Origin of the sequence: Serratia sp. G204Y (assembly GCF_051172435.1) — a bacterium.
Lineage (GTDB): Bacteria > Pseudomonadota > Gammaproteobacteria > Enterobacterales > Enterobacteriaceae > Serratia > Serratia sarumanii.
Map to the genome: position 1 here is coordinate 2,749,203 of NZ_JBPIZA010000001.1, position 23,006 is coordinate 2,772,208.

A 23,006-nucleotide genomic window follows, 5' to 3' on the forward strand; every position below is an offset into this window, starting at 1 on the left:
TTAGGCGATTAAACAGGGAAAATGGCAATCCTTTTTTCCTGCCGACAGGCTATGCTACGCCATAAACCAGCCCCCTATTCTGAGGCCAAATCATGACAAACTCTTGGGTAAAATATGCTATCGGTGAAATAGAAGCGGATTTTCAGCGCTCCGCCGATACGCACCTGATTCGCCTGAACATGCCGGCGTTTCCCGGCATCTGCCTGTATCTGAAAGATGAGAGCACCCACCCGACCGGTAGCCTGAAACACCGTCTGGCGCGCTCGCTGTTCCTTTATGGCCTGTGCAACGGCTGGATCACCGAAAACACCACCATCATCGAGGCCTCTTCCGGCAGCACCGCGGTGTCCGAAGCCTACTTCGCCCGTCTGATCGGCCTGCCGTTCATCGCGGTGATGCCGTCCTGCACCGCGCGCCGCAAGGTGGAACAGATCGCCTTTTACGGCGGCCGCTGTCACTTCGTCGATCACGCCGCCCAGATCTACGCCGCCTCCGAACAGCTGGCGAAAGAGCTGAACGGCCACTATATGGATCAGTTCACCTACGCCGAGCGCGCCACCGACTGGCGCGGCAACAACAATATCGCCGACAGCATCTTCCGCCAGATGGCGCGCGAACCCTTCCCGGTGCCGAAACACATCGTGATGAGCGCCGGCACCGGCGGCACCTCCGCCACGCTGGGGCGCTACATCCGCTATCAGGGGCACGATACGCAATTGACGGTGGTCGATCCGGAAAATTCGGTGTTCTATGACTGCTTCCACCACGGCGATCGCACCCTGATCGGCAGCTGCGGCAGCCGCATTGAAGGCATCGGCCGCCCGCGCGCCGAGCCGTCGTTCATCCCGTCGGTGGTCGACAACATGCTGCGGGTGCCGGATGCCGCCAGCGTCGCCACCATTCACTGGCTGGAAGGCGTGCTCGGCCGCAAGGTTGGTGCTTCCACCGGCACCAACGTCTGGGGGGCGCTGCAATTGGCGAAACAGATGCGGGAAAACGGCGAGCAAGGGTCGATCGTCACCCTGCTGTGCGACAGCGGCGAGCGTTATCTGGATACCTATTACAACCCGGAATGGGTCAGCAATAACATCGGCGATCTGCAGCCGTATCTGGCGCAGCTGGCGGATTTGTAACGCCAGGCTGCGGATAAAAAAAAGCCGGGTAGTCATACCCGGCCGGCTGTAAGGAGAACCTCATTCTTCGGGGGAATAGGTGAGGCAAGGTGAACGCAGCCAATGTTGTAAATAGTGGGCCACCGCCTGCTGCTGGCAATGGCCGATAACCGGTAGCTGCGGCAGCAGGGATTTCAGCTGCGGCAGGGCGTTGCCCATCACCACGCCGTGCCCCACCGCCCCCAGCATCTCTTTGTCGTTCATCGCGTCGCCGAACGCCATGCAGTCGGCCATCGTCAGCCCCAGATGGCGGCTCAGCCGGTCCAGCGCCGTGCCTTTGTTGCAACCGAGCGGCAGCACCTCCAGGCAGTCGTAGGCGGAAAAGCACAGGTCTGCCTCGTCACCCAGCTGCGCCCGCAGCTGCACCTGCAACGCCAGCAGCTCCTCATGCGGCGCGACAAAGCACACCTTGCTGTTGCCGAACGCCGGCAGGCGGCGCACGTCGGCCAGCTGAAAACGAAAGCCGCTCAGGTGGTGCGCCCGCAGCATCTCTTCCGGCACGGGAAACTCGGTCAGCCAGCCTTCGTCGCGGAACACGTGCATGCTGGCGCGGGTGCGCCAATGATGATGCAAAACCTCTTCGGCGACCGCCGCCGGCAGATCGGTAGCGTGCAGCTGTTGGCCGCGGTTGTCATACACCCGCGTGCCGTTGCCGGTGATCAGGTAGCCCTGCAGCCCCAACTGCGCCATGATCGGCTGCGCGTCGAGGTAGTGCCGCCCGGTGGCGAACGTCACCACCATCTCCCGCTCCACCAGCTGGTTCAGCACCGCCAGCGTTTCCGGGCCAACCCGGTGATCCGGCATCAACAGCGTGCCGTCCATATCGAAAGCTGCCAGGCGATACATAAAGACCTCTTGAATGTGAACGCGATTGCAATCAATGCAGTATGGGATGGTATTTGCGGAAGTAATAGTGAACAATTTGAGAAAACCGTTCCGGATTTCTGCCCATGCGCCTGGTTCACCGCCTCAGCCAATATCAACGCTTGTACCATCAGCTCGGCAGCGCGCCGGTCGCCGTGACCATCGGCGAACTGGCGGCGATGTTCTACTGCAGCGAGCGGCACGCCCGCACGCTGGTGCAACAGCTGCAGGATCAGGGCTGGCTGAGCTGGCATTCGCAGCCCGGCCGGGGCAAACGCGCCCGCCTACACTGCCTGAAAACCCCGGATGAGCTACGCGCTCAGCTGTTGCAACAGCTGCTGCAACAGGGCAACCATCAGGGGGCGCTGGAGATGGCGCAGCTCGATCCGCAGCACCTGCAGGATCTGCTCAGCCCGCACCTCGGCGGGCAATGGCAGGCCGGCAGCCCGACGCTGCGCATTCCCTATTACCGCACGTTGGAAACGCTCGACCCGCTCACGCTGACCGGCCGCGCCGAGCAACACCTGGTGTCGACCCTGCACGCCGGGCTGACGCGCCTGATGACCGGTAACCCGGAACCGCAGCCCGATCTGGCGCACCATTGGCAGATTAGCGATTGCGGCCTGCGCTGGCGCTTCTTTCTGCGCAGCCAGCTGCGCTGGCACAACGGCGAACCGTTGACCGGCCACCAGCTGCTGCAAACGCTGGAAAAACTGCAACACCATCCGCGCAGCCAACCGAGCCTGGCCAACGTCGCGCGCATCAGCCTGCCGCATCCGCTGTGCGTTCAGTTCGATCTGCATCTGCCGGATTACTGGCTGGCCCACCGGCTGGCGGAACTGCCTTGCCTGATGACCCACCCGGAGCTGCCGGCCATCGGCGCCGGCCCGTTCAAGCTGACGCTGAATGAACCGCAGCTGGTGCGGCTGGAACAGCACGCCGGTTACCACCTGCAGCATCCGTATCTGGACACCATCGAATACTGGATCACCCCCGATCTGCCCACCGCCGCCCCCTACACCAGCTGCCAGCATCCGGTGCGCATCACCATCGGTCAACAAGACGATTTGGCGCAGGCCCGGCCGGTGCAGCGCAGCATGAGCCTGGGCTGGTGTTATTTGGCGCTGAACCTGCGCCACGGCGTGCTGAGCGAAGCCCAGGGGCAAAAACTGCTGATGCTGATCCAGCAGTCCGGCCTGCTGAGCCATCTGCCGATCCCCAACAGCGTGATCACCCCCAGCCATGAAATGCTGCCCGGCTGGCGCATCCCCCGCCAACAGGTCGAAGAGGACGTCGCCCTGCCCGCCCGGCTGACGCTGCTGTATCGGCCGCCGGTCGAGCTGGAAACGGTGACGGCCGCGCTACAGCGGCTGCTCGCGCAGCACGGCTGCGAGCTGGAAGTGCGCTACTACGCCGGCAAGCGCTGGCAAAGCGAGGAACAGATCGCCCAGGCCGACCTGCTGCTGGCGGACAACCTGATCGGCGAAGCGCCGGAGGCGACGCTGGAGAGCTGGCTGCGGCAGGATACGCTGTGGCGCGGCATCCTGACGGAAAGCCGCTGGCAACAGCAACAGGACACGCTGCGGCAGATCCAGCAGCTGCAGGCGCAGCAACCGCGCTTCGCACAACTGCAGGCTTATTATCAACGGCTGATGGCCGCCGCCATCATCACGCCGCTGTTTCACTACCAGTATCAGATCAGCGCGCCGCCGCGCATGCATGGCGTCACGCTGACCGCTCACGGCTGGTTCGATTTTTGCCAGGCGTGGCTGCCGCCGCCGGTGGACGACGCCCCGGCCTGAGCCGAACCGCCCTGCGCCTGGCGGCCCTTTCTGCTACTATTGTCGCCGCAACGCAATTTTATCCTGCCGCCCGAATGTGTATCGGGAGAGGCCAAAGCCCAAAAAGGTGATTTTATGAAGCGCGCGGTTGTCGTTTTCAGCGGTGGGCAAGACTCCACGACCTGCTTGATCCAGGCATTGCAACAGTATGACGAAGTTCACTGCGTCACGTTCGATTACGGCCAGCGCCATCGCGCCGAGATTGAAGTGGCTCAGGAGCTGTCGGTGGCCCTCGGCGCCAAGGCGCACAAGGTGCTGGACGTAACGCTGCTCAACGAGCTGGCCGTCAGCAGCCTGACGCGCGACAATATCCCGGTTCCCGCCTACGATCCCAATCAGAAAAATGCGCTGCCGAGCACCTTCGTGCCGGGCCGCAACATCCTGTTCCTGACGCTGGCGGCGATCTACGCCTACCAGGTGGAAGCGGAAGCGGTGATCACCGGCGTGTGTGAAACCGATTTCTCCGGCTACCCCGATTGCCGCGACGAGTTCGTTAAAGCGTTGAACAAGGCGGTGACGCTGGGCATCGCCCGCGATATCCGCTTCGAAACGCCGCTGATGTGGCTGAACAAGGCCGAGACCTGGGCGCTGGCGGACTATTACCACCAGCTGGATCGCGTGCGCCAGGATACGCTGACCTGCTACAACGGCATCAAGGGTGACGGCTGCGGCGAGTGCGCCGCCTGCAACCTGCGCGCCAATGGCCTGACGCAGTATCGCGCCAATCAGGCGGAAGTGATGGCCGCGTTGAAACAAAAGGCCGGTCTGGCCTGAGGCAGTGACGGCGGCAGCTTCTGCCGCCCGTTCCCCCCCTGTTTACCGTGAGTTTTCCTGCGGCACAAGCGCCTCCAGATGCGCACGCAGTTCCCCCTCGAGCGGCAGCGCACGCTGCGTTTTCAGATCGACGCACACGAAAGTCAGCAGCGCGTCGGCCACCGGCGTCCCCGCCGGATCCTGCGTCACCTTTTGGCTCAGCACGCCGCTCTTGCCGTTGAGCTGCACCATCTGGCTGTCGATACGCAGCTTATCCCCCAATACCGCCGGGCTGCGGTAATTGATATTGATGTTCACCACGATGAAAGCGATGTTGTTTTCCGTCATCCAGCGGAACCCGGCCTCGTTCCCCAGCCACTCCCAACGCGCCTCTTCCAAAAACTCCAGATAGCGAGCATTGTTAACGTGCTGGTAAACATCAAGATGATAACCGCGAACTTTGATAAAGGTTTGCATAGGGAACGATCGCTCCTGCCTGGTGATTACAGAAAGAGGGAGCCGCGCTGGCTCCCTCGCCCGTTTGGTCAACGCGCCAAACTGGTAAGACCTGTAAAATGTAGCAGAGGAGTTTCGGCCTCAGCGGCATTTTGCCACGCAGCCGCGACCGGGATCACATTTTCAGCCGGGCGCGGTTCTTCTCAAACAGCGCCGGCCCGATGCCCGGTACCTCCTGCAACTGCTCAATCTGGGTGAACGGCCCGTTCTGCTCGCGGTAGCGCACGATGCCTTCCGCCTTCTTCAGGCCGACGCCGCTCAAGGCGGCGGCCAGCTGTTCGGCGGTGGCCTGATTGATGCTGACCGCCGCCTCCTCGCTTGCCTTGGTCATCACCGGTTGCCCGCCATTGCTCGCCGGTGCTGAAAGCATGGGTGCCGGAGCCTCGGCTTTATTCACCGCGGCGGCCGGCCCCGCCAGGCATAACAACAGCGCGGTCAGCGCGGCGTTAACGTGACGACGGTAACCGAAAAACGCTTTTTTCTCTGAATGTTGCATGCTGTATCCTCCTTGTGTGTGACAGCACGGTTACCTTGCCGCGGCGGCGGATATTCAGCAATCGGCGGATATCAGATGTGGAAAAGGCCGCGAAAGCGGCCTTTGTTTGTTGCACTGCGTTGCAGAAAAATGCGGCGATTACTGAGGCTGTTGCTCAGCGGCTCCCATTTTGATCTCGGCTTCTTTACGCAGGCTCGCCAGCAGCGAATCGAAGGAGACGCCGGTCGCGCCCTCTTCCATCTTGCCAACGAAGGTTTTCATTTCGTCTTCCGGCAACGTGCCTGGCTTCACCGCATCGAGCGCGATCAGCACCACGTTGTCCTGACGATCCTGCGACATGCCGTATACCGGTTTACCTTCCTGCGGGTGCGGCAGCGCAAACACGCTCTCCACCAGCTGGCTGTCTTCCGGCGCGCGCGCCATCTTCTGCACGGCGCCAAAGCTCAGGCCGGCGGCTTTCATCGCCTCGTCGCCCTTGCCCTGCTTCAGCTCAACCAGCAGCTTCTCGCCCTGCAGTTTCGCTGCCTGCAGCGCCTTGTTGCGCTTCACCAGTTCCGCCACGCGGTCTTTCACCTGGTCGAACGGTTCGATGCCTTCCGGCTTGTGGCCGCTCACGCGCACCACGAAGGCGCGGTCGCCGTCTACGGTGATCACGTCGGAGTTGCTGCCCGGCGCGCCGTTCTCGCCGATCAGCGAGCCGTCGAAGATCGCCTGCACGACCGGCTTGAAGTTCAGCGCGGCAGGAATGTTGTCACGGGTGAACCAGTCGCTTTGCGCCGCTTTCACGCCGGCCGCTTCTTCAGCCGAGGCCAGAGATTCGTTGTCGCTGGTCGCCGCTTCGCTCACCTTCTGCTGCAGCGCGTAATACGCGTCTACCGCTTTCTCCTGCTGCACCTGCTTGGCGATGGCGTCATGCACTTCGCTCAGCGGCTTCACTTTCTCAGGTTCGATATCGTTCAAACGCACGATCAGGTAGCCGACGGAAGACTTCACCACGCCGGACAGCTGCCCTTTCTCGGTCAGGTTAGCCTGCTTCAGCTCGTCGGCGGTGGTTTCCGGCTCCAGCCAACCCAGCTCGCCGCCGGTGCGGCGTGAGATGATGTCGGTGGATTTCTCTTTCGCCAGCGTGGCGAAATCGGCGCCCTTCTTCAGCTCGTCCAGCGCCGCGTTGGCTTCCGCCTCGGTTTTCAGCTGGATCACGCTGTAGTTTTTACGCTCCGGCTGGCCGTAGCTGCTCTTGTGCTGGTCGTAGTAAGCGCTGATGTCTTCTTCGCTCACTTTCACCTTGTCCTGCATGGACGCAGCGTCCAGCGGGATATAGCTCACCTTCACCTGCTCAGGTGCGATGAAGCTGTTCTTGTTCTGATCGTAATACGCCTTCAGTTCGTCGTCGCCGGCGCTCTGTTTCGCCTGCAGCGCTTTCAAATCGATGGTCGCCAGGCGCACGTCGCGCTCCTGCAGCACCAACGCCGCCATGGCTTGCGATTCAGACGGCAGCACGAAGCCGGAATCGCCGAAGGCCTGGATCACCTGCTGATTGACCAACTGCTGGCGCATCGACTGCGCGAAGTTGTCGGCGGTGTAGCCCATGCGGCCGATCAGGTCGAGGTATTTGGCGTTATCGAACTGGCCGTTGGTCTGGAAGTAAGGCGCCTTGCGGATGGCGTCCTTGATCTGATCGTCGCTGACCGCCAGGCCCAGCTTCTTGGCGTACTGGTCGAGCAGCATGTTGTCGATCAACTGGGACAACACCTGACGGCGCATCTGCTGCATATAGCCTTCGTTGCCGGCCAGCGCGGAGAACTGGTCACCCAGCTGCTGCTGCATGCGGCTACGCTCGCTTTGGAAAGCCTGTTCCAGCTGAGCGCGCTCGATCGTCTGACCATTTACTTTCGCAGCATAATCGCCGGAGCCGCCGATCAGGTAGTTACCCACCCCGGTCAGAACGAATGACAGGATGATCAGGGCCAGGATGATTTTGAGCACGACGTGATTAGCAGCCGCGCGTAAATTGTCCATCATAGTGTGACAACACTCCGCTGTGATGTGGATTAACAACCCTTGTGCAGGCGCGTTCCCTGCGACAAAAATAAAAAAAGCGCATCAGTCCGATGCGCCTTGTATCTTACCTTACCAGCACCGCTGCGTCAGGTGATTGTTTATTACAAAACCCTGTTACGCTAAACGGTTAGACGCTAAATCAGTTTACAGCGTCTTTCAGCGCTTTCCCTGCACGGAAGGCCGGTACTTTGGCTGCCGCGATTTTGATCTCTTTACCGGTCTGCGGGTTGCGGCCGGTACGAGCCGAACGTTCACGCACGGTGAAGGAACCGAAACCTACCAGAGCCACGTCATCCCCTGCTTTCAGAGAGTCGGTAACGGAAGCGATTACTGCGTCTAAAGCACGTCCCGCTGCCGCTTTGGAAATATCAGCACCTGCGGCAATCTTGTCGATCAGTTGTGACTTATTCACTCTATCATCCCCTCTAGAATTCTATCGTCGCACCGAAAAATCCCTACGGTTGCGACAGCGCAGCTGTTATATCAATCCCATCGAACCTTGGCAAGCCACCGACTGGGTGGCAAAACGCGGGCCGACAGAGATCTAACTTAGCGGTACAAAAAAATACTGGCAAGTCCGAAATGGCTTGCCAGTATAAGTTTTATCAATGGTTTTTGCGATTCGTCACTATTTTGCCGCTACCGGCAGTGCGCCGAAGGCCGGGTTTTGCAACGCAATGTTCAAAACTTCATCGATTCGCTGCACCGGATGAATCTCCAGATCGGCGATAACATTGTCCGGAATCTCTTCCAGATCGCGCTTGTTCTCGTAAGGGATCAGCACGGTTTTGATGCCGCCACGATGCGCCGCCAACAGCTTCTCTTTCAGGCCGCCGATCGGCAACACCTGGCCGCGCAGCGTGATCTCCCCGGTCATCGCCACATCGGCGCGTACCGGGTTGCCGGTCAGGCAGGAGACCAGCGCGGTGCACATCGCGATACCGGCGCTCGGGCCGTCTTTCGGCGTCGCCCCTTCCGGCACGTGCACGTGGATGTCGCGTTTCTCGTAGAAATCGGCGTTGATGCCCAATTTCTCCGCGCGCGCGCGCACCACGGTCAGCGCCGCCTGAATCGATTCCTGCATCACTTCGCCCAGGGAACCGGTGTAGGTCAGCTTGCCTTTGCCCGGCACGCAGGCGGTTTCGATGGTCAGCAGATCGCCGCCCACTTCCGTCCACGCCAGCCCGGTGACTTCGCCCACGCGGTTTTCGGTATCCGCACGGCCGTAATCGACGCGCTGCACGCCCAGGTAATCCTTCAGGTTGTCGCCGTTGATCTCGATATGCTTGAGCTTCTTGTCCATCAGCAGCGTTTTCACCGCTTTACGGCACAGCTTGGAGATTTCACGCTCCAGGCTGCGCACCCCGGCTTCGCGGGTGTAGAAGCGAATGATACCGATGATGGCGCTGTCGTCGACCGTCAGCTCGCCTTTTTTCAGCGCGTTGCGCTCAAGCTGCTTCGGCAGCAGGTGCTGCTTGGCGATGTTGAGCTTCTCGTCCTCGGTGTAACCCGACAGGCGGATCACTTCCATACGGTCCAGCAGCGGCGCAGGAATGTTCATCGAGTTCGAGGTGGCGACGAACATCACGTCGGACAGATCGTAATCCACTTCCAGGTAGTGGTCGTTGAACGCCACGTTCTGTTCCGGATCCAGCACCTCCAGCAGAGCGGAGGCCGGATCGCCGCGCATGTCGGAAGACATCTTGTCGATCTCATCCAGCAGGAACAGCGGGTTCTTCACCCCGACCTTGGCCATCTTCTGGATCAGTTTGCCCGGCATCGAACCGATGTAGGTGCGGCGGTGACCGCGGATTTCCGCTTCGTCACGCACGCCGCCCAGCGCCATGCGCACGTACTGGCGGCCGGTCGCTTTGGCGATCGACTGCCCCAGCGAGGTTTTACCCACGCCCGGCGGCCCCACCAGACACAGGATCGGCCCCTTGATTTTGCTAACGCGGCTCTGCACCGCGAGGTACTCGAGAATGCGATCCTTGACGCGCTCCAGGCCGTAGTGATCGGTATCGAGCACTTCCTGCGCCTTGTTCAGGTCTTTTTTCACCTTGCTGCGCGCATTCCACGGCACCTGCAGCATCCAGTCGATGTAGCCGCGCACCACGGTCGCTTCCGCCGACATCGGCGACATCATCTTCAGCTTTTGCAGTTCCGCTTCGGTTTTCTCGCGCGCCTCTTTCGGCATTTTCGCCGCATCGATCTTGCGCTTCAGCGCTTCGTGCTCGTCCGGCGCGTCGTCCATCTCGCCCAGTTCTTTCTGAATCGCCTTCATCTGCTCATTCAGATAGTACTCGCGCTGGCTCTTCTCCATCTGCTTCTTGACGCGGTTGCGGATGCGTTTCTCGACCTGCAGCAGGTCGATCTCCGATTCCATCATCGCCATCAGGTATTCCAGGCGCTCGGTGATGTCGGACATCTCGAGCACCGACTGCTTGTCGCTGAGTTTCAGCGGCATATGGGCAGCGATGGTGTCCGCCAGGCGCGCGGCGTCGTCGATGCTGTTCAGTGAAGTCAGCACCTCCGGCGGGATTTTTTTGTTCAGCTTGATATAGCCTTCAAACTGATTGATCGCGGTGCGCACCAGCACTTCCTGCTCGCGCTCGTCGATCGCTGGCGACTCAAGGTATTCCGCCTGCGCGGCAAAATGCTCACCGCTGTCGGACAGCGTAGTGATGCGTGCGCGCTGCAGCCCCTCGACCAGCACTTTTACCGTGCCGTCCGGCAGCTTCAACATCTGCAGGATCGACGCTACGGTGCCAACCGAGAACAAGTCGTTAATGCCAGGTTCATCCGTTGAGGCCTCTTTCTGTGCCACCAGCATGATCTTCTTATCGTGATCCATTGCGGCTTCGAGGCACCGAATCGATTTTTCCCGGCCAACAAATAACGGGATCACCATGTGCGGATAAACCACCACGTCGCGCAATGGCAGGACGGGGATTTCAATGCGTTCGGAACGCTCAGGGTTCATAGAGCTCTCTCTTAGTTTAATTTCCGCCAGGTTGAGGGGGAATCTCATGAGACGCAAGCATCTAACGTTTCATAAAATCTGGTTAATGAGTATATGGGGATGAATCTCTTACATTCAACGGCAAGAATGCAGGAAAAAGAAATGGGGGATGAAATCCCCCATTTTGCTGATAACGCTCTGGTTTAACTGGCTAATTATTCGCCAGATGCCTGGGCTTCCGGCTTGCCGTAGATCAACAGCGGCTTGGATTGGCCGGCGATGACCGACTCGTCGATCACCACTTTGTCTACGCTGTCCATCGACGGCAGATCGTACATGGTGTCGAGCAGCGCGCCTTCCACGATGGAACGCAGGCCGCGGGCGCCGGTTTTGCGCGCCATGGCTTTCTTGGCGATGGCGTTCAGCGCTTCGTCGCGGAACTCCAGCTCCACGCCTTCCAGATTGAACAGCGCCTGATACTGCTTGGTCAGGGCGTTCTTCGGCTCTTTCAGGATCTGAATCAGCGCATCTTCGCTCAGCTCGCTCAGGGTCGCCACCACCGGCAGACGGCCGATGAACTCTGGGATCAGACCGAACTTGATCAAATCTTCCGGTTCGGCCTGCAGCAGCAGTTCGCCCTCGGTCGCCTTCTCGGACTCGCCCTTGACGGTCGCGCCGAAGCCGATGCCGGAGCCGGTGTTGACGCGCTGACCGATCACCTTATCCAGGCCGGCGAAAGCGCCGCCGCAGATAAACAGGATCTTGGAGGTATCAACCTGCAGGAACTCCTGTTGCGGATGCTTGCGCCCACCCTGCGGCGGAACCGCGGCGATGGTGCCTTCAATCAGCTTCAGCAGCGCCTGCTGCACGCCTTCACCCGAGACGTCACGCGTGATCGACGGGTTATCGGACTTGCGGGAAATCTTATCGATTTCATCGATATAAACGATGCCGCGCTGCGCTTTCTGCACGTCATAGTCACATTTTTGCAACAGCTTCTGGATAATATTTTCCACGTCCTCGCCCACGTAACCGGCTTCGGTCAGCGTGGTGGCGTCGGCCATGGTGAACGGCACGTCCAGGAAGCGCGCCAGCGTTTCCGCCAGCAGGGTTTTACCGCTGCCGGTCGGGCCAATCAGCAAGATGTTGCTCTTGCCCAACTCGATACCGTTGCTGGTATCGCCGTTGCGCAGGCGTTTGTAGTGGTTGTACACCGCAACCGCCAGCACTTTCTTCGCCTGCTCCTGGCCGATGACGTAGTCATCCAGGTGGTGGCGGATCTCGTGCGGCGTCGGCAGCGCACTGCGCTCACGATGCGGGGCAACTTCTTTAATCTCTTCGCGAATAATGTCGTTACACAGATCGACACATTCATCGCAGATATACACTGACGGCCCGGCAATCAGCTTACGCACTTCATGCTGGCTTTTGCCGCAAAAAGAGCAGTACAGCAGCTTTCCTGAACCGTCTTTGCGCTTATCTGTCATCAGTCAAACCTCTTCTTTAGTCTTGTCCCGCAGGAAAATCACGGCGGCAGTGCGCCCAAACTCATATCGGGAACGCCGAGGAGCCACAACAGAGCGAGCCCCTGCCCACTCTGATTACTATAGTCCATCGGCGCCGCGTGGTTCTAGCTGCGGTGTGTCAGAATGCCGTCAACCAGGCCGTATTCCACGGCTTCTTCCGCGGTCATAAAGCGATCGCGCTCGGTGTCGCGCTCGATCTGCTCCAGCGGCTGGCCGGTATGCTCGGCCATCAGTTCGTTCATGCGCGCTTTCACCTTAAGGATTTCACGCGCATGGATTTCGATGTCCGTCGCCTGGCCCTGGTAGCCGCCCAGCGGCTGGTGAATCATCACGCGCGAGTTAGGCAGGCAGAAACGTTTGCCTTTGGCACCCGCGGTCAGCAGGAAGGAGCCCATCGAGCACGCCTGGCCCATACAGATGGTGCTGACGTCCGGCTTGATGAACTTCATGGTGTCGTAAATCGACATGCCCGCGGTAATTACCCCACCCGGCGAGTTGATGTAGAGGTAAATGTCTTTTTCCGGGCTTTCCGCTTCGAGGAACAGCATTTGCGCCACGATCAGGTTGGCCATGTGATCTTCCACCTGGCCGGTCAGGAAAATGATGCGCTCTTTCAGCAGGCGGGAATAGATGTCGTAAGAACGCTCCCCGCGTGAAGTCTGCTCTACCACCATCGGCACCAGCGCCATGTTCGGTGCAAATTGATCTCGTTCGCCACTGTATGACATTACCGTCTCCTAATAGAAATTGCCTTGGCGGCCAGGGTGTCACCCTAATACGCCGATTCTACTTGAGAACGGCCATGATGACTATGCTCAAGCATTCGACCCGCGCCGCACGTACCCGACGGTTATTTCATCCCGCGCACTTTGGCAAACAGCCCCAGAATTATTCTTTACAGATTGGGGGATCCCGGCGCGATTTCAAGCCCAGAGGCCGATTTTCTCCGCGCGCCGAAAACGATGCCGTTAATCTGACCGTTATCATGCCAGCCAGTTCCCCAGGCAACAGGGTAAATATAGTGCATATTGCCCCGCTTAACCTGAGATTAATCAGCAACGTGGCAAAAAGAAAAGCCCGCAACCTGAGGTTGCGGGCTTTTTCATCGTGCGCCGGTTCGCCAGGCGAAACCGGGGGCGCCGTTAATGGCACCCGGCACGCCGGCATTACGCCTGTTGAGTCTGGTTCATCAGCTCGCTGAAGGTAGTGGCTTTTTCAGTCACTTTCGCTTTTGCCAGCAGGGCTTCAACCGCTTGCTCTTCCAGAGCCACGTTGCGCATGTTGTTCATCAGCTCTTTGTTTTTGCTGTAGAACTCGATGACTTCGCTCGGATCTTCGTAGGCAGAAGCCATTTCTTCGATCAGCGTCTTCACGCGGTCTTCGTCAGCTTTCAGGTCGTTGGTGCTGATCACTTCGCCCAGCAGCAGGCCAACCACTACGCGGCGTTTCGCTTGCTCTTCGAACAGCTCGCGTGGCAGTTCCAGCGCTTGCTTCTCGTTGCCGCCGAAACGCTGTGCAGCCTGACGACGCAGCACGTCGATTTCGCCGTCGATCAGGGCAGCAGGCACGTCGATTTCGTTCGCGCTCACCAGGCCGTCGATCGCCTGAGACTTGATGCGGTTACGCACGGCGCCTTTCAGCTCGCGCTCCATGTTCTTGCGAACTTCGGTGCGCAGGCCGGCAACGGAACCGTCCGCCACGCCGAAACGCTTGATGAACTCTTCGGTCAGCTCCGGCAGTTCGCGCTCTTCAACTTTCTTCAGCACGATAGCGAATTTGGCCGCTTTGCCCTTCAGGTTTTCCGCGTGGTAATCTTCCGGGAAGTTCACGTCGATGGAGAACTCTTCGCCCGCTTTGTGACCGACCAGGCCTTCTTCGAAGCCTGGGATCATGCGGCCCTGGCCCATTGCCAGTACGAAGTCGGACGCTTTGCCGCCTTCGAACTCTTCACCGTCGATAGAACCGGTGAAGTCAACGGTCACGCGATCTTCAGCTTCCGCTGCGCGATCGGTTTCTTTCCAGGTCGCCTGCTGCTTGCGCAGGGTGTCCAGCATCGCGTCGACGTCTTCGTCGTTCACTTCAACCACAGGTTTTTCAACTTCGATGTTTTCCAGGCCTTTCAGCTCAACTTCTGGATACACTTCGAATTCAACGGCGAAGGTGAAGTCTTCACCTTCTTTGTACTCGCCCGGCACGTAGTTTGGTGCGCCGGCCGGATTAATCTTTTCTTTGATGATCGCGTCAACGAAGCTGCGCTGCATCGCTTCGCCCAGCACGTCCTGACGAACAGAGGCGCCGTAACGCTGTTCCACGATGTTCATCGGCACTTTGCCTTTGCGGAAGCCGTCGATACGCACGCTTTTCGCTGCGTTGATCAGCTCTTTCTTCACCGCCTGCTTGATAGTATCAGCCGGTACAGTAATAGAGAGACGGCGCCCAAGGCCTTGAGTGGTTTCTACTGAAACTTGCATCTTGTTACCTCAAAAAAATCACAGTGCTCGGTCAACTCCGTTCCAAGAACCAGGACGGCTACAAATAAGAACCGAGTTCCCTGATGACAGAAGCGTCCCGAAACCATTCCGGAAAAATAAGACGCGACATTATAGCGGCGCATGCATGGCGAGTCGAGGAAAGCTAGGCGGCGCAGGCGCGCTAAAACTCACACTTTTGCCGATTCGATCGCCAAAAGGCCGCCAAAACAGCCCGAACGTTGGCCACATTGCGCATCGGCCGTGTCGTCGTCAAAAACAGAAACGGCCCGCAGGCCGTTTCAAAATTCGTCAGTAGTAATACCCTAATTCAAGGGCAAAGTTCCACTGATACCTGAAAATTTCCCCCTCAGGCCAGCGTCCCGGCGCCGCGACACGGCGGCGAGGCCGGTACGGTATCCTGCAACCCTTCCCACTCTTTGAGCGTGTAGGTGTGCAGCGCCAGCGCGTGTACGCCGTCCGCCAGCTCCTCCGACAGCACGCCGTAGATGGAGCGGTGGCGCGTCAAAAAACGTTCGCCGACGAAGCGATCGCTGACCAATACCACTTTGAAATGGCTTTCTGAACCCGCCGGAACGTTATGACGATAGCTTTCATCAACGACTTCCAGATACGCGGGCTCAAACGCCGCCCTTAACTTTGCTTCTATTTGCTCGCGAATCATAGGATCTCCTTACAACACCGGCAGAGGACCGTGCCCATCTAGTTCAATATTAGCCGGTTTCCCCCCGTTTAGACCATCGCCGGGACAAATTTCTCTTTTCTGCGGTCAAATGATGAGCGTCATCCCCGCCGCTTGGGGGATTATCCGATTGAGCGGGCCAAAAAAGCGTGTTTTTATCAACGGCAGGTAAAAATTTGTCACTCAGGCGCCTTCCGCGCTTCCACCGCACGGCGGCGATGCTATGATGTCGGCAATTTGTTGTCAGCTATCCCGCTCTGATTATTGCTAAATCCATCGAGAATGAGACAGAAAACATGTTAAAGAAACTTTGTCTTCCTTTGCTGGCCGCCCTGCTGCTGGCCGGCTGCGCGACCAGCAGCAACACCTTGAACGTCACGCCGAAAATCGTTCTGCCGCAGCAGGATCCTACCCTGCAGGGCATCACCGTCAGCATCAACGGCGCGGATCAGCGCACCGATCAGGCGCTGGCCAAGGTGAACCGCGACGGCCAGTTGGTCACGCTGACGCCATCGCGCGATCTGCGTTTCCTGCTGCAGGAAGTGCTGGAGAAACAGATGGGCGCTCGCGGCTACATGATCGGCGCCGACGGCCCGGTGGCGCTGCAAATCGTCGTCAATAATCTGTACGCGGACGTCTCCGAAGGCAACCTGCGCTACAACATCACCACCAAAGCCGACATCTCGATCATCGCCCAGGCGAAGAACGGCAACAAGCAGGTGAAGAATTACCGCTCGACCTATAACGTGCAGGGCGCCTTCACGGCCACCAACGAGAAGATCACCGACGCCGTCAACTCCGTGCTGGGCGACGTGATCGCCGATATGGCCCAGGACACCAGCGTCAACGATTTCATCAAGCAAAACGCGCGTTAATCGCCGCGCCTTGTGCCGCCCGGCGGATCGGGCGGCGCAGACAGGGAACTCATGTCGAAACACTATCTGAACATTTTCACCCAGCGTAACTCCGCCATTCTGCTGCTGCTGGGCTTCGCGTCGGGTCTGCCGCTGGCATTGACCTCCGGCACGCTGCAAGCCTGGATGACCGTCGAAAATATCGATCTGAAAACCATCGGCATCTTCTCGCTGGTGGGCCAGGCCTACGTCTTCAAATTCCTCTGGTCGCCGTTCATGGACCGCTATACCCCGCCGTTCCTCGGGCGGCGGCGCGGTTGGCTGCTGGTCAGCCAGCTGCTGCTGGTGGCGGCGATCGTGGCGATGGGCTTTATGCAGCCCGCGCAGCACCTGTGGTGGCTGGCGGCGTTGGCGGTGCTGGTGGCGTTCTGCTCCGCCTCGCAAGATATCGTGTTCGACGCCTACAAGACCGATCTGCTGAAAGCCGAAGAGCGCGGGGCGGGCGCGGCGATCTCGGTGCTGGGTTACCGGCTGGCGATGCTGGTTTCCGGCGGCCTGGCGCTGTGGCTGGCGGATCGCTATTTCGGCTGGCAAGCCACCTACTGGCTGATGGCCGGATTGATGCTGATCGGCGTGGCCGCCACGCTGCTGGCGCCGGAGCCGGACGAAAGCATCCCGGCGCCGCGCACCATGGAACAGGCGGTCGTCGCGCCGCTGCGTGATTTCTTCGGCCGCAACAACGCCTGGCTGATCCTGCTGCTGATCGTGATGTACAAAATGGGCGACGCCTTCGCCGGCAGCCTGAGCACCACCTTCCTGATCCGCGGTGTGGGGTTCGACGCCGGTGAAGTCGGGCTGGTCAACAAAACCCTCGGCCTGTTCGCCACCATCGTCGGCGCCCTGTTCGGCGGTGTGCTGATGCAGCGTCTCAGCCTGTTCCGCGCGCTGATGCTGTTCGGCGTCCTGCAGGCGGTCTCCAACCTCGGGTATTGGATCCTGGCGGTGACCGACAAGAGCCTGCTCACCATGGGCAGCGCCATCTTCCTCGAAAACCTGTGTGGCGGCATGGGCACCGCGGCCTTCGTGGCGCTGCTGATGACGCTGTGCAACCGTTCGTTCTCCGCCACCCAGTTCGCGCTGCTGTCGGCGCTGTCCGCCGTGGGGCGCGTCTATGTCGGCCCGATCGCCGGCTGGTTCGTCGAAGCCCACGGCTGGCCGTTGTTCTACCTGTTCTCTATCGCCGCCGCCCTGCCCGGCTTGCTGCTGCTCGGCATCTGCCGTCAGACGCTGGAGCACACCCAGCAGCATGGCGACTTCATGCCGCGCACCGAGTTTTCAGAATCTTACCGTTGGGCACTGCGCCTGCTGACGCTAGGCTGTTCGCTGTTGGGCCTGTGGTTGCTGTTGCTGATCGCCAATGCGCTGGACTGGACGCAGGCACCGCTGCTGGCCGATCGGCTGCTGCAAGTCGGCGCCGCGCTGAGCCTGCTCGGCGTCGCGATGGGCAGCACGCTGGATTACCTCGCCCTTCGCCGCACCCGTTTGGCATAATCTGACCGGCCGGCGATTTCGCCGGCCGAAAAAAAAGCGATCCGGGGGTATATTTATTTCGCTAAAAAAAGATAATCGGCGCGAAAATTATTTTTTTATCCGACTGCCGCGCTCGGAAATAAAATTAAATTCACCTTTAAGACACAATTATTTTACATTAAATAAACCTTTTCTTCGTATTTCCCTGCCGCGCATTTCTTCGCCAAATTCATCATACCTTTAGTTTTCCTTAACATACGGGCTGCTCGTCACGATTCAGCGTGCCAACGCGTTGTTGTCATTAGTAAATTGTCACGCAGGGTTACATCTGTGACCCCCTTAACAGAAAGTGTCAACAAGCCGCTGACACTCCCTTAAGCATGTTTACAGTACTGCAACCTTCCCGTAAAATGCCCGCACACATGAAACGACAATTGAGCCTTTGTTATTGAGGTCGTTAGATGAGACTTAAGAAATACAATAAAAGTATTGGGATGCTGTCATTAATCGCAGCCACTGTATTGCTCAGTGGTTGCGATATGGTTTTGATGAATCCCAAAGGAGCAATTGGTGTTGAGCAACGGACACTGATTATCACTGCAATCGCGTTGATGTTGATCGTGGTGGTGCCAGTTATCTTCATGGCGTTCGCCTTTGCCTGGAAGTATCGCGCTTCCAACAAAGACGCCAAGTACAGTCCGAACTGGGCCCACTCCAACAAGATCGAAGCGGTCGTCTGGACCATTCCTATCATTATCATCGCCATCCTTGGCACCATTACCTGGAAGACCACCCACGAACTCGACCCGTTCAAGCCGATTGTCACCGACAAGAAGCCGATGACGATCGAAGTGGTGTCGCTCGACTGGAAATGGCTGTTCATCTACCCGGAACAAGGCATTGCGACCGTTAATGAGCTGGCTTTCCCGAAAGATGTTCCAGTCGAATTCAAGATCACCTCTAACTCGGTAATGAACTCGTTCTTTATCCCGCAGTTGGGTGGACAGATTTATGCGATGGCCGGCATGCAGACCAAACTGCACCTGATCGGCAACGAAGCCGGTGCCTACAAAGGCATCTCCAGCAGCTACAGCGGCGCAGGCTTCTCCGGCATGAAATTCACCGCGATCGTTACCCCGACCGAAGGCGACTTCGATCAGTGGGTGGCCAAGGTGAAGGCATCGTCTAAAAACCTGAACACCACCGACGACTTTAACAAACTGGCAGAGCCGAGTGAAAACAACCCGGTTGAGTACTTTGCCGCTGTCAAACCGAATTTGTTCAAAGAAACAATTGCCAAATTCATGGGCGACATGGATATGCACAAAGGCGCTGGCGCGCACGAAGGCATGGACATGAGCCAAGGTATGGACATGGGTGAACATGCTGCTCACGCCGGAGCCGAGGAATAACTGATGTTGGGAAAATTAACACTTGATGCGGTTCCGTACCACGAACCGATCATCATGGTCACCGTAGCCGCAATTATTGTCGGGGGCCTGGCAGTGCTGGCGCTGCTGACATATTTCGGCAAATGGAAGTGGTTGTGGAGCGAATGGCTGACTTCGGTCGACCATAAAAAAATTGGTATCATGTACATCATCGTGGCGATGGTCATGCTGCTGCGCGGTTTCGCCGACGCCATCATGATGCGTAGCCAGCAGGCGTTGGCGTCCGCCGGCGAAGCCGGGTTCCTGCCGCCGCACCACTACGACCAGATCTTCACCGCGCACGGCGTTATCATGATCTTCTTCATGGCGATGCCTTTCGTGGTCGGCCTGATGAACGTCGTGGTGCCGCTGCAAATCGGTGCGCGCGACGTCGCCTTCCCGTTCCTGAACTCCCTGAGCTTCTGGTTCTTCGTGGTGGGCGTTGTGCTGATCAACATCTCCCTGGGGGTCGGTGAGTTCGCTCAGACCGGTTGGCTGGCGTATCCGCCGCTGTCGGGTAAAGAGTACAGTCCTGGCGTCGGGGTCGATTACTGGATCTGGAGTCTGCAGATTTCCGGTCTGGGTACCCTGCTGACCGGCGTGAACTTCTTCGCCACCATTCTGAAGATGCGTGCCCCAGGCATGCCTATGATGAAGATGCCGGTGTTCACCTGGGCGGCGCTGTGTACCAACGTCCTGATCATCGTTTCTTTCCCAATTCTGACCGTCACCATCGCGCTGCTGACCCTGGATCGCTATCTGGGCACCCATTTCTTCACCAATGATATGGGCGGCAACATGATGATGTACATCAACCTGATTTGGGCCTGGGGTCACCCAGAGGTGTATATCCTGGTTCTGCCGGTGTTCGGCGTGTTCTCCGAAGTCACCGCGACCTTCTCCAGAAAACGCCTGTTCGGCTATACCTCACTGGTATGGGCAACCATCGCGATCACCGTTCTGTCGTTCATCGTCTGGCTGCACCACTTCTTCACCATGGGGTCCGGCGCGAACGTTAACGCCTTCTTCGGTATCGCCACCATGATCATTTCCATCCCGACCGGGGTGAAAATCTTCAACTGGCTGTTCACCATGTATCAGGGCCGTATCAAGCTCAACTCCGCGATGCTGTGGACCGTTGGCTTCATCATCACCTTCTCCGTAGGTGGTATGACCGGCGTTCTGCTGGCGGTGCCGGGCGCGAACTTCGTGCTGCACAACAGCCTGTTCCTGATCGCTCACTTCCACAACGTCATCATCGGCGGCGTGGTGTTCGGTTGCTTCGCGGGCCTGACCTACTGGTTCCCGAAATCCTTCGGCTTCACGCTGAACGAAAAATGGGGCATCCGCGCGTTCTGGTTCTGGATCATCGGCTTCTTCACCGCCTTCATGCCGCTGTACGCATTGGGCTTTATGGGTATGACCCGTCGTATCAGCCAGAACATCAACCCTGAGTTCCACCCTCTGCTGCTGGTTGCAGCCGGCGGTGCGGCGCTGATCGCCTGCGGCATCCTGTGCCAGCTGATCCAGATCTTCGTCAGTATCCGTGACCGCGAACAAAACCGCGATCTGACCGGTGACCCATGGGGCGCTCGTACTCTGGAGTGGTCAACTTCGTCTCCACCGCCGTTCTATAACTTTGCCGTAGTGCCGCAGATTCATGACCGTGATGAATTCTGGGACATGAAAGAAAAAGGCGAAGCGTATAAGAAACCGGCTAAATACGAACCGATTCATATGCCTAAGAACACCGGCGCCGGCGTTATCATCGCCTTCTTCAGCCTGGTATTCGGTTTCGCAATGATTTGGGAAATCTGGTGGATGGCTCTGGCCGGCTTCATCGGTATGATCGTTGTCTGGATCGGCAAGAGCTTCGATCACGATGTTGACTACTATGTGCAGGTTGATGAAATCGAGCGCATTGAGAACCAACACTACGAACAAATCCGTAAAGCAGGCGTGAACCATGTCAACTGAAACTCTGACCAATCATAACGCAGCCCATGCAGAGCATGGGCACCACGACGCGGGAGAGACCAAAGTCTTCGGATTCTGGATCTACCTGATGAGCGACTGTATTTTGTTTGCGAGCTTGTTCGCGACTTATGCAGTCCTGGTGAACGGGACCGCTGGCGGTCCCTCAGGTAAAGACATCTTCGACCTGAAGTTTGTCCTGGTCGAAACTTTCCTGCTGTTGTTCAGCTCCATCACCTACGGCATGGCGATGATCGCCATGAACAAGGGTAAAGTTGGCGGTGTAAACACCTGGCTGTTCCTGACCTTCCTGTTTGGTCTGGGCTTCGTGGCGATGGAAATCTATGAATTCCATCATCTGATCGCCGAAGGCTTCGGTCCGGATCGCAGCGCGTTCCTGTCCAGCTTCTTCGCGCTGGTCGGCACCCACGGTCTGCACGTAACTTCCGGCCTGATTTGGATCATCGTGCTGATGATTCAGGTGAGCAAGTTCGGCCTGACCGCGACCAACAAAACCCGCCTGATGTGCCTGAGCCTGTTCTGGCACTTCCTGGACGTGGTCTGGATCTGCGTATTTACCGTTGTCTACCTGCTGGGGGTTATGTAATGAGCCATTCATCCCATGAAACCTCTCACGGCGGCGCAAGCCACGGCAGCGTGAAGTCATACCTGATCGGCTTTATCCTGTCGATCATCCTGACGGTAATTCCATTTGCGATGGTAATGAACGGCACTGCCTCTCATTCCACCATCCTGGCGGTTGTTGTCGGCATGGCGGTTATCCAGGTGATTGTTCACCTGGTTTACTTCCTGCACATGAACACCTCATCGGAAGAGCGCTGGAACCTGGTGGCATTGCTGTTCACCGCTATGATCATCGGTATCGTTGTTGTAGGTTCACTCTGGATTATGTACAACCTCAACATCAATATGATGGTCGATTAAGAGCTGAGCTGCACGTGATGATTAAGCAATACCTGCAAGTCACTAAACCAGGAATTATTTTCGGCAATTTAATTTCTGTCGTTGGGGGATTCCTGCTCGCTTCCAAAGGGAGCATCGACTATCCCCTGTTTCTCGCCACCCTGGTGGGTGTCTCGTTGGTGGTCGCGTCGGGCTGTGTGTTTAACAACTACATCGACCGCGACATCGACAAGAAAATGGAGAGAACGAAGAATCGGGTGCTGGTAAAAGGCCTGATCGCGCCGAGTGTCACCCTGGTTTATGCGACCGTTCTGGGTATTGTGGGCTTCGCGTTGCTGTATATCGCGGCCAACCCGCTGGCCATGTGGCTGGCGGTGATGGGCTTCGTGGTTTATGTCGGCGTTTACAGCCTGTACATGAAACGCCACTCGGTCTACGGCACGCTGATCGGCAGCCTGTCGGGCGCCGCGCCGCCGGTTATCGGCTACTGCGCGGTAACCAACGAGTTCGACGCCGGGGCATTGATCCTGCTGGCTATCTTTAGCCTGTGGCAGATGCCGCATTCTTATGCGATCGCTATCTTCCGCTTTAAAGATTACCAGGCGGCCAACATTCCGGTGCTGCCGGTGGTGAAAGGCATTTCCGTCGCCAAGAACCACATCACGGTCTACATCCTGGCATTTATGATCGCCACGCTGATGCTGACCCTGGTGGGCTACGCCGGCTACAAATACCTGATCGTCGCTGCGGCGGTGAGCGTCTGGTGGCTGGGCATGGCGCTGCGCGGTTACAAAACCGAAAACGACAGCGTCTGGGCGCGTAAACTGTTCGTGTTCTCCATCGTCGCCATCACCTCGCTGAGCGTGATGATGTCGATCGACTTCAGCGCCACGGCGGCGCCTGAAGCGCTGGTGACCTACGTTTGGTAAGCC

The 23,006-nt window shown here is 58.3% G+C and carries 20 protein-coding genes; 10 read left to right on the forward strand and 10 right to left on the reverse strand.

Annotated features, from left to right (window positions below):
* The first annotated feature begins 92 nt into the window (after nt 1-92).
* Nucleotides 93-1,133 carry a PLP-dependent cysteine synthase family protein gene (locus ACSBQQ_RS13550; RefSeq protein WP_041033654.1) on the forward strand — a complete coding sequence of 347 codons (1,041 nt, stop codon included), beginning with the start codon at nt 93-95 and terminating at the stop codon, nt 1,131-1,133.
* A 60-nt stretch (nt 1,134-1,193) separates the two neighbouring features.
* On the opposite strand, the gene cof is transcribed toward ACSBQQ_RS13550, so the two are convergent.
* Entirely contained in the window at nt 1,194-2,018 is an 825-nt protein-coding gene (gene cof, locus ACSBQQ_RS13555) for an HMP-PP phosphatase (RefSeq protein WP_033647299.1), read from the reverse strand.
* A gap of 104 nt (nt 2,019-2,122) precedes the next feature.
* Between cof and ACSBQQ_RS13560 the strand changes: the two genes are divergently transcribed.
* Together ACSBQQ_RS13560 and queC are read left to right on the forward strand one after the other, a co-directional pair.
* Entirely contained in the window at nt 2,123-3,838 is a 1,716-nt protein-coding gene (locus ACSBQQ_RS13560) for an SgrR family transcriptional regulator (RefSeq protein ID WP_060429147.1), read from the forward strand.
* 114 nt (nt 3,839-3,952) lie between these two features.
* Complete coding sequence (gene queC / locus ACSBQQ_RS13565) at nt 3,953-4,651, forward strand: 7-cyano-7-deazaguanine synthase QueC (RefSeq protein WP_004940343.1); 699 nt, start codon at nt 3,953-3,955, stop codon at nt 4,649-4,651.
* 42 nt (nt 4,652-4,693) lie between these two features.
* Here the strand turns inward: queC and ACSBQQ_RS13570 are convergent, their stop codons facing one another.
* The 9 genes from ACSBQQ_RS13570 to bolA all read right to left on the reverse strand — a co-directional run bounded on the left by ACSBQQ_RS13570 (nt 4,694) and on the right by bolA (nt 15,344).
* Nucleotides 4,694-5,107 carry an acyl-CoA thioesterase gene (locus tag ACSBQQ_RS13570; RefSeq protein WP_060429149.1) on the reverse strand — a complete coding sequence of 138 codons (414 nt, stop codon included), beginning with the start codon at nt 5,105-5,107 and terminating at the stop codon, nt 4,694-4,696.
* A 154-nt stretch (nt 5,108-5,261) separates the two neighbouring features.
* The gene (locus tag ACSBQQ_RS13575) at nt 5,262-5,642 is read right to left on the reverse strand and encodes a ComEA family DNA-binding protein (RefSeq protein ID WP_033647302.1); all 381 of its coding nucleotides are present in this window, start codon (nt 5,640-5,642) and stop codon (nt 5,262-5,264) included.
* A 138-nt stretch (nt 5,643-5,780) separates the two neighbouring features.
* Nucleotides 5,781-7,664: a peptidylprolyl isomerase gene (ppiD, locus tag ACSBQQ_RS13580; RefSeq protein ID WP_060387350.1), complete on the reverse strand. Its 1,884-nt coding sequence runs from the start codon at nt 7,662-7,664 to the stop codon at nt 5,781-5,783.
* Nucleotides 7,665-7,842: 178 nt separating this feature from the next.
* Nucleotides 7,843-8,115 carry a nucleoid-associated protein HU-beta gene (gene hupB / locus ACSBQQ_RS13585; RefSeq protein ID WP_004940351.1) on the reverse strand — a complete coding sequence of 91 codons (273 nt, stop codon included), beginning with the start codon at nt 8,113-8,115 and terminating at the stop codon, nt 7,843-7,845.
* Nucleotides 8,116-8,331: 216 nt separating this feature from the next.
* A complete protein-coding gene (gene lon / locus ACSBQQ_RS13590) occupies nt 8,332-10,686 on the reverse strand; it encodes an endopeptidase La (RefSeq protein ID WP_033647305.1) in 2,355 nt (784 codons plus the stop codon).
* 194 nt (nt 10,687-10,880) lie between these two features.
* The gene (clpX, locus tag ACSBQQ_RS13595) at nt 10,881-12,152 is read right to left on the reverse strand and encodes an ATP-dependent protease ATP-binding subunit ClpX (RefSeq protein WP_004940354.1); all 1,272 of its coding nucleotides are present in this window, start codon (nt 12,150-12,152) and stop codon (nt 10,881-10,883) included.
* 143 nt (nt 12,153-12,295) lie between these two features.
* Nucleotides 12,296-12,919: an ATP-dependent Clp endopeptidase proteolytic subunit ClpP gene (gene clpP / locus ACSBQQ_RS13600; RefSeq protein WP_004940356.1), complete on the reverse strand. Its 624-nt coding sequence runs from the start codon at nt 12,917-12,919 to the stop codon at nt 12,296-12,298.
* Nucleotides 12,920-13,357: 438 nt separating this feature from the next.
* Nucleotides 13,358-14,662 carry a trigger factor gene (tig, locus tag ACSBQQ_RS13605; RefSeq protein ID WP_004940358.1) on the reverse strand — a complete coding sequence of 435 codons (1,305 nt, stop codon included), beginning with the start codon at nt 14,660-14,662 and terminating at the stop codon, nt 13,358-13,360.
* Nucleotides 14,663-15,029: 367 nt separating this feature from the next.
* Nucleotides 15,030-15,344: a transcriptional regulator BolA gene (bolA, locus tag ACSBQQ_RS13610; RefSeq protein WP_004940361.1), complete on the reverse strand. Its 315-nt coding sequence runs from the start codon at nt 15,342-15,344 to the stop codon at nt 15,030-15,032.
* A gap of 314 nt (nt 15,345-15,658) precedes the next feature.
* Here bolA and ACSBQQ_RS13615 point away from each other — a divergent pair, with 314 nt between their 5' ends.
* The 7 genes from ACSBQQ_RS13615 (at nt 15,659) to cyoE (ending at nt 23,003) form a co-directional block, all read left to right on the forward strand.
* On the forward strand, nt 15,659-16,237 hold the full coding sequence (locus ACSBQQ_RS13615) for a lipoprotein (protein WP_033634001.1): 579 nt from the start codon (nt 15,659-15,661) through the stop codon (nt 16,235-16,237).
* A 51-nt stretch (nt 16,238-16,288) separates the two neighbouring features.
* Nucleotides 16,289-17,767 (forward strand): muropeptide MFS transporter AmpG, encoded by a 1,479-nt coding sequence (gene ampG, locus ACSBQQ_RS13620; protein ID WP_033653264.1) that lies wholly within the window; start codon nt 16,289-16,291, stop codon nt 17,765-17,767.
* A 440-nt stretch (nt 17,768-18,207) separates the two neighbouring features.
* Nucleotides 18,208-19,158: a cytochrome o ubiquinol oxidase subunit II gene (gene cyoA, locus ACSBQQ_RS13625; protein ID WP_025301763.1), complete on the forward strand. Its 951-nt coding sequence runs from the start codon at nt 18,208-18,210 to the stop codon at nt 19,156-19,158.
* Between the two features lie 3 nt (nt 19,159-19,161).
* On the forward strand, nt 19,162-21,153 hold the full coding sequence (gene cyoB / locus ACSBQQ_RS13630; protein ID WP_033637313.1) for a cytochrome o ubiquinol oxidase subunit I: 1,992 nt from the start codon (nt 19,162-19,164) through the stop codon (nt 21,151-21,153).
* Entirely contained in the window at nt 21,143-21,757 is a 615-nt protein-coding gene (locus ACSBQQ_RS13635) for a cytochrome o ubiquinol oxidase subunit III (protein ID WP_004940367.1), read from the forward strand. The genes cyoB and ACSBQQ_RS13635 overlap by 11 nt, the downstream gene beginning before the upstream one ends.
* The gene (locus ACSBQQ_RS13640; protein WP_004940369.1) at nt 21,757-22,095 is read left to right on the forward strand and encodes a cytochrome o ubiquinol oxidase subunit IV; all 339 of its coding nucleotides are present in this window, start codon (nt 21,757-21,759) and stop codon (nt 22,093-22,095) included. The genes ACSBQQ_RS13635 and ACSBQQ_RS13640 overlap by 1 nt, the downstream gene beginning before the upstream one ends.
* A gap of 17 nt (nt 22,096-22,112) precedes the next feature.
* Nucleotides 22,113-23,003 (forward strand): heme o synthase, encoded by an 891-nt coding sequence (gene cyoE / locus ACSBQQ_RS13645; RefSeq protein WP_019454196.1) that lies wholly within the window; start codon nt 22,113-22,115, stop codon nt 23,001-23,003.
* The last annotated feature ends 3 nt before the right edge of the window (nt 23,004-23,006 follow it).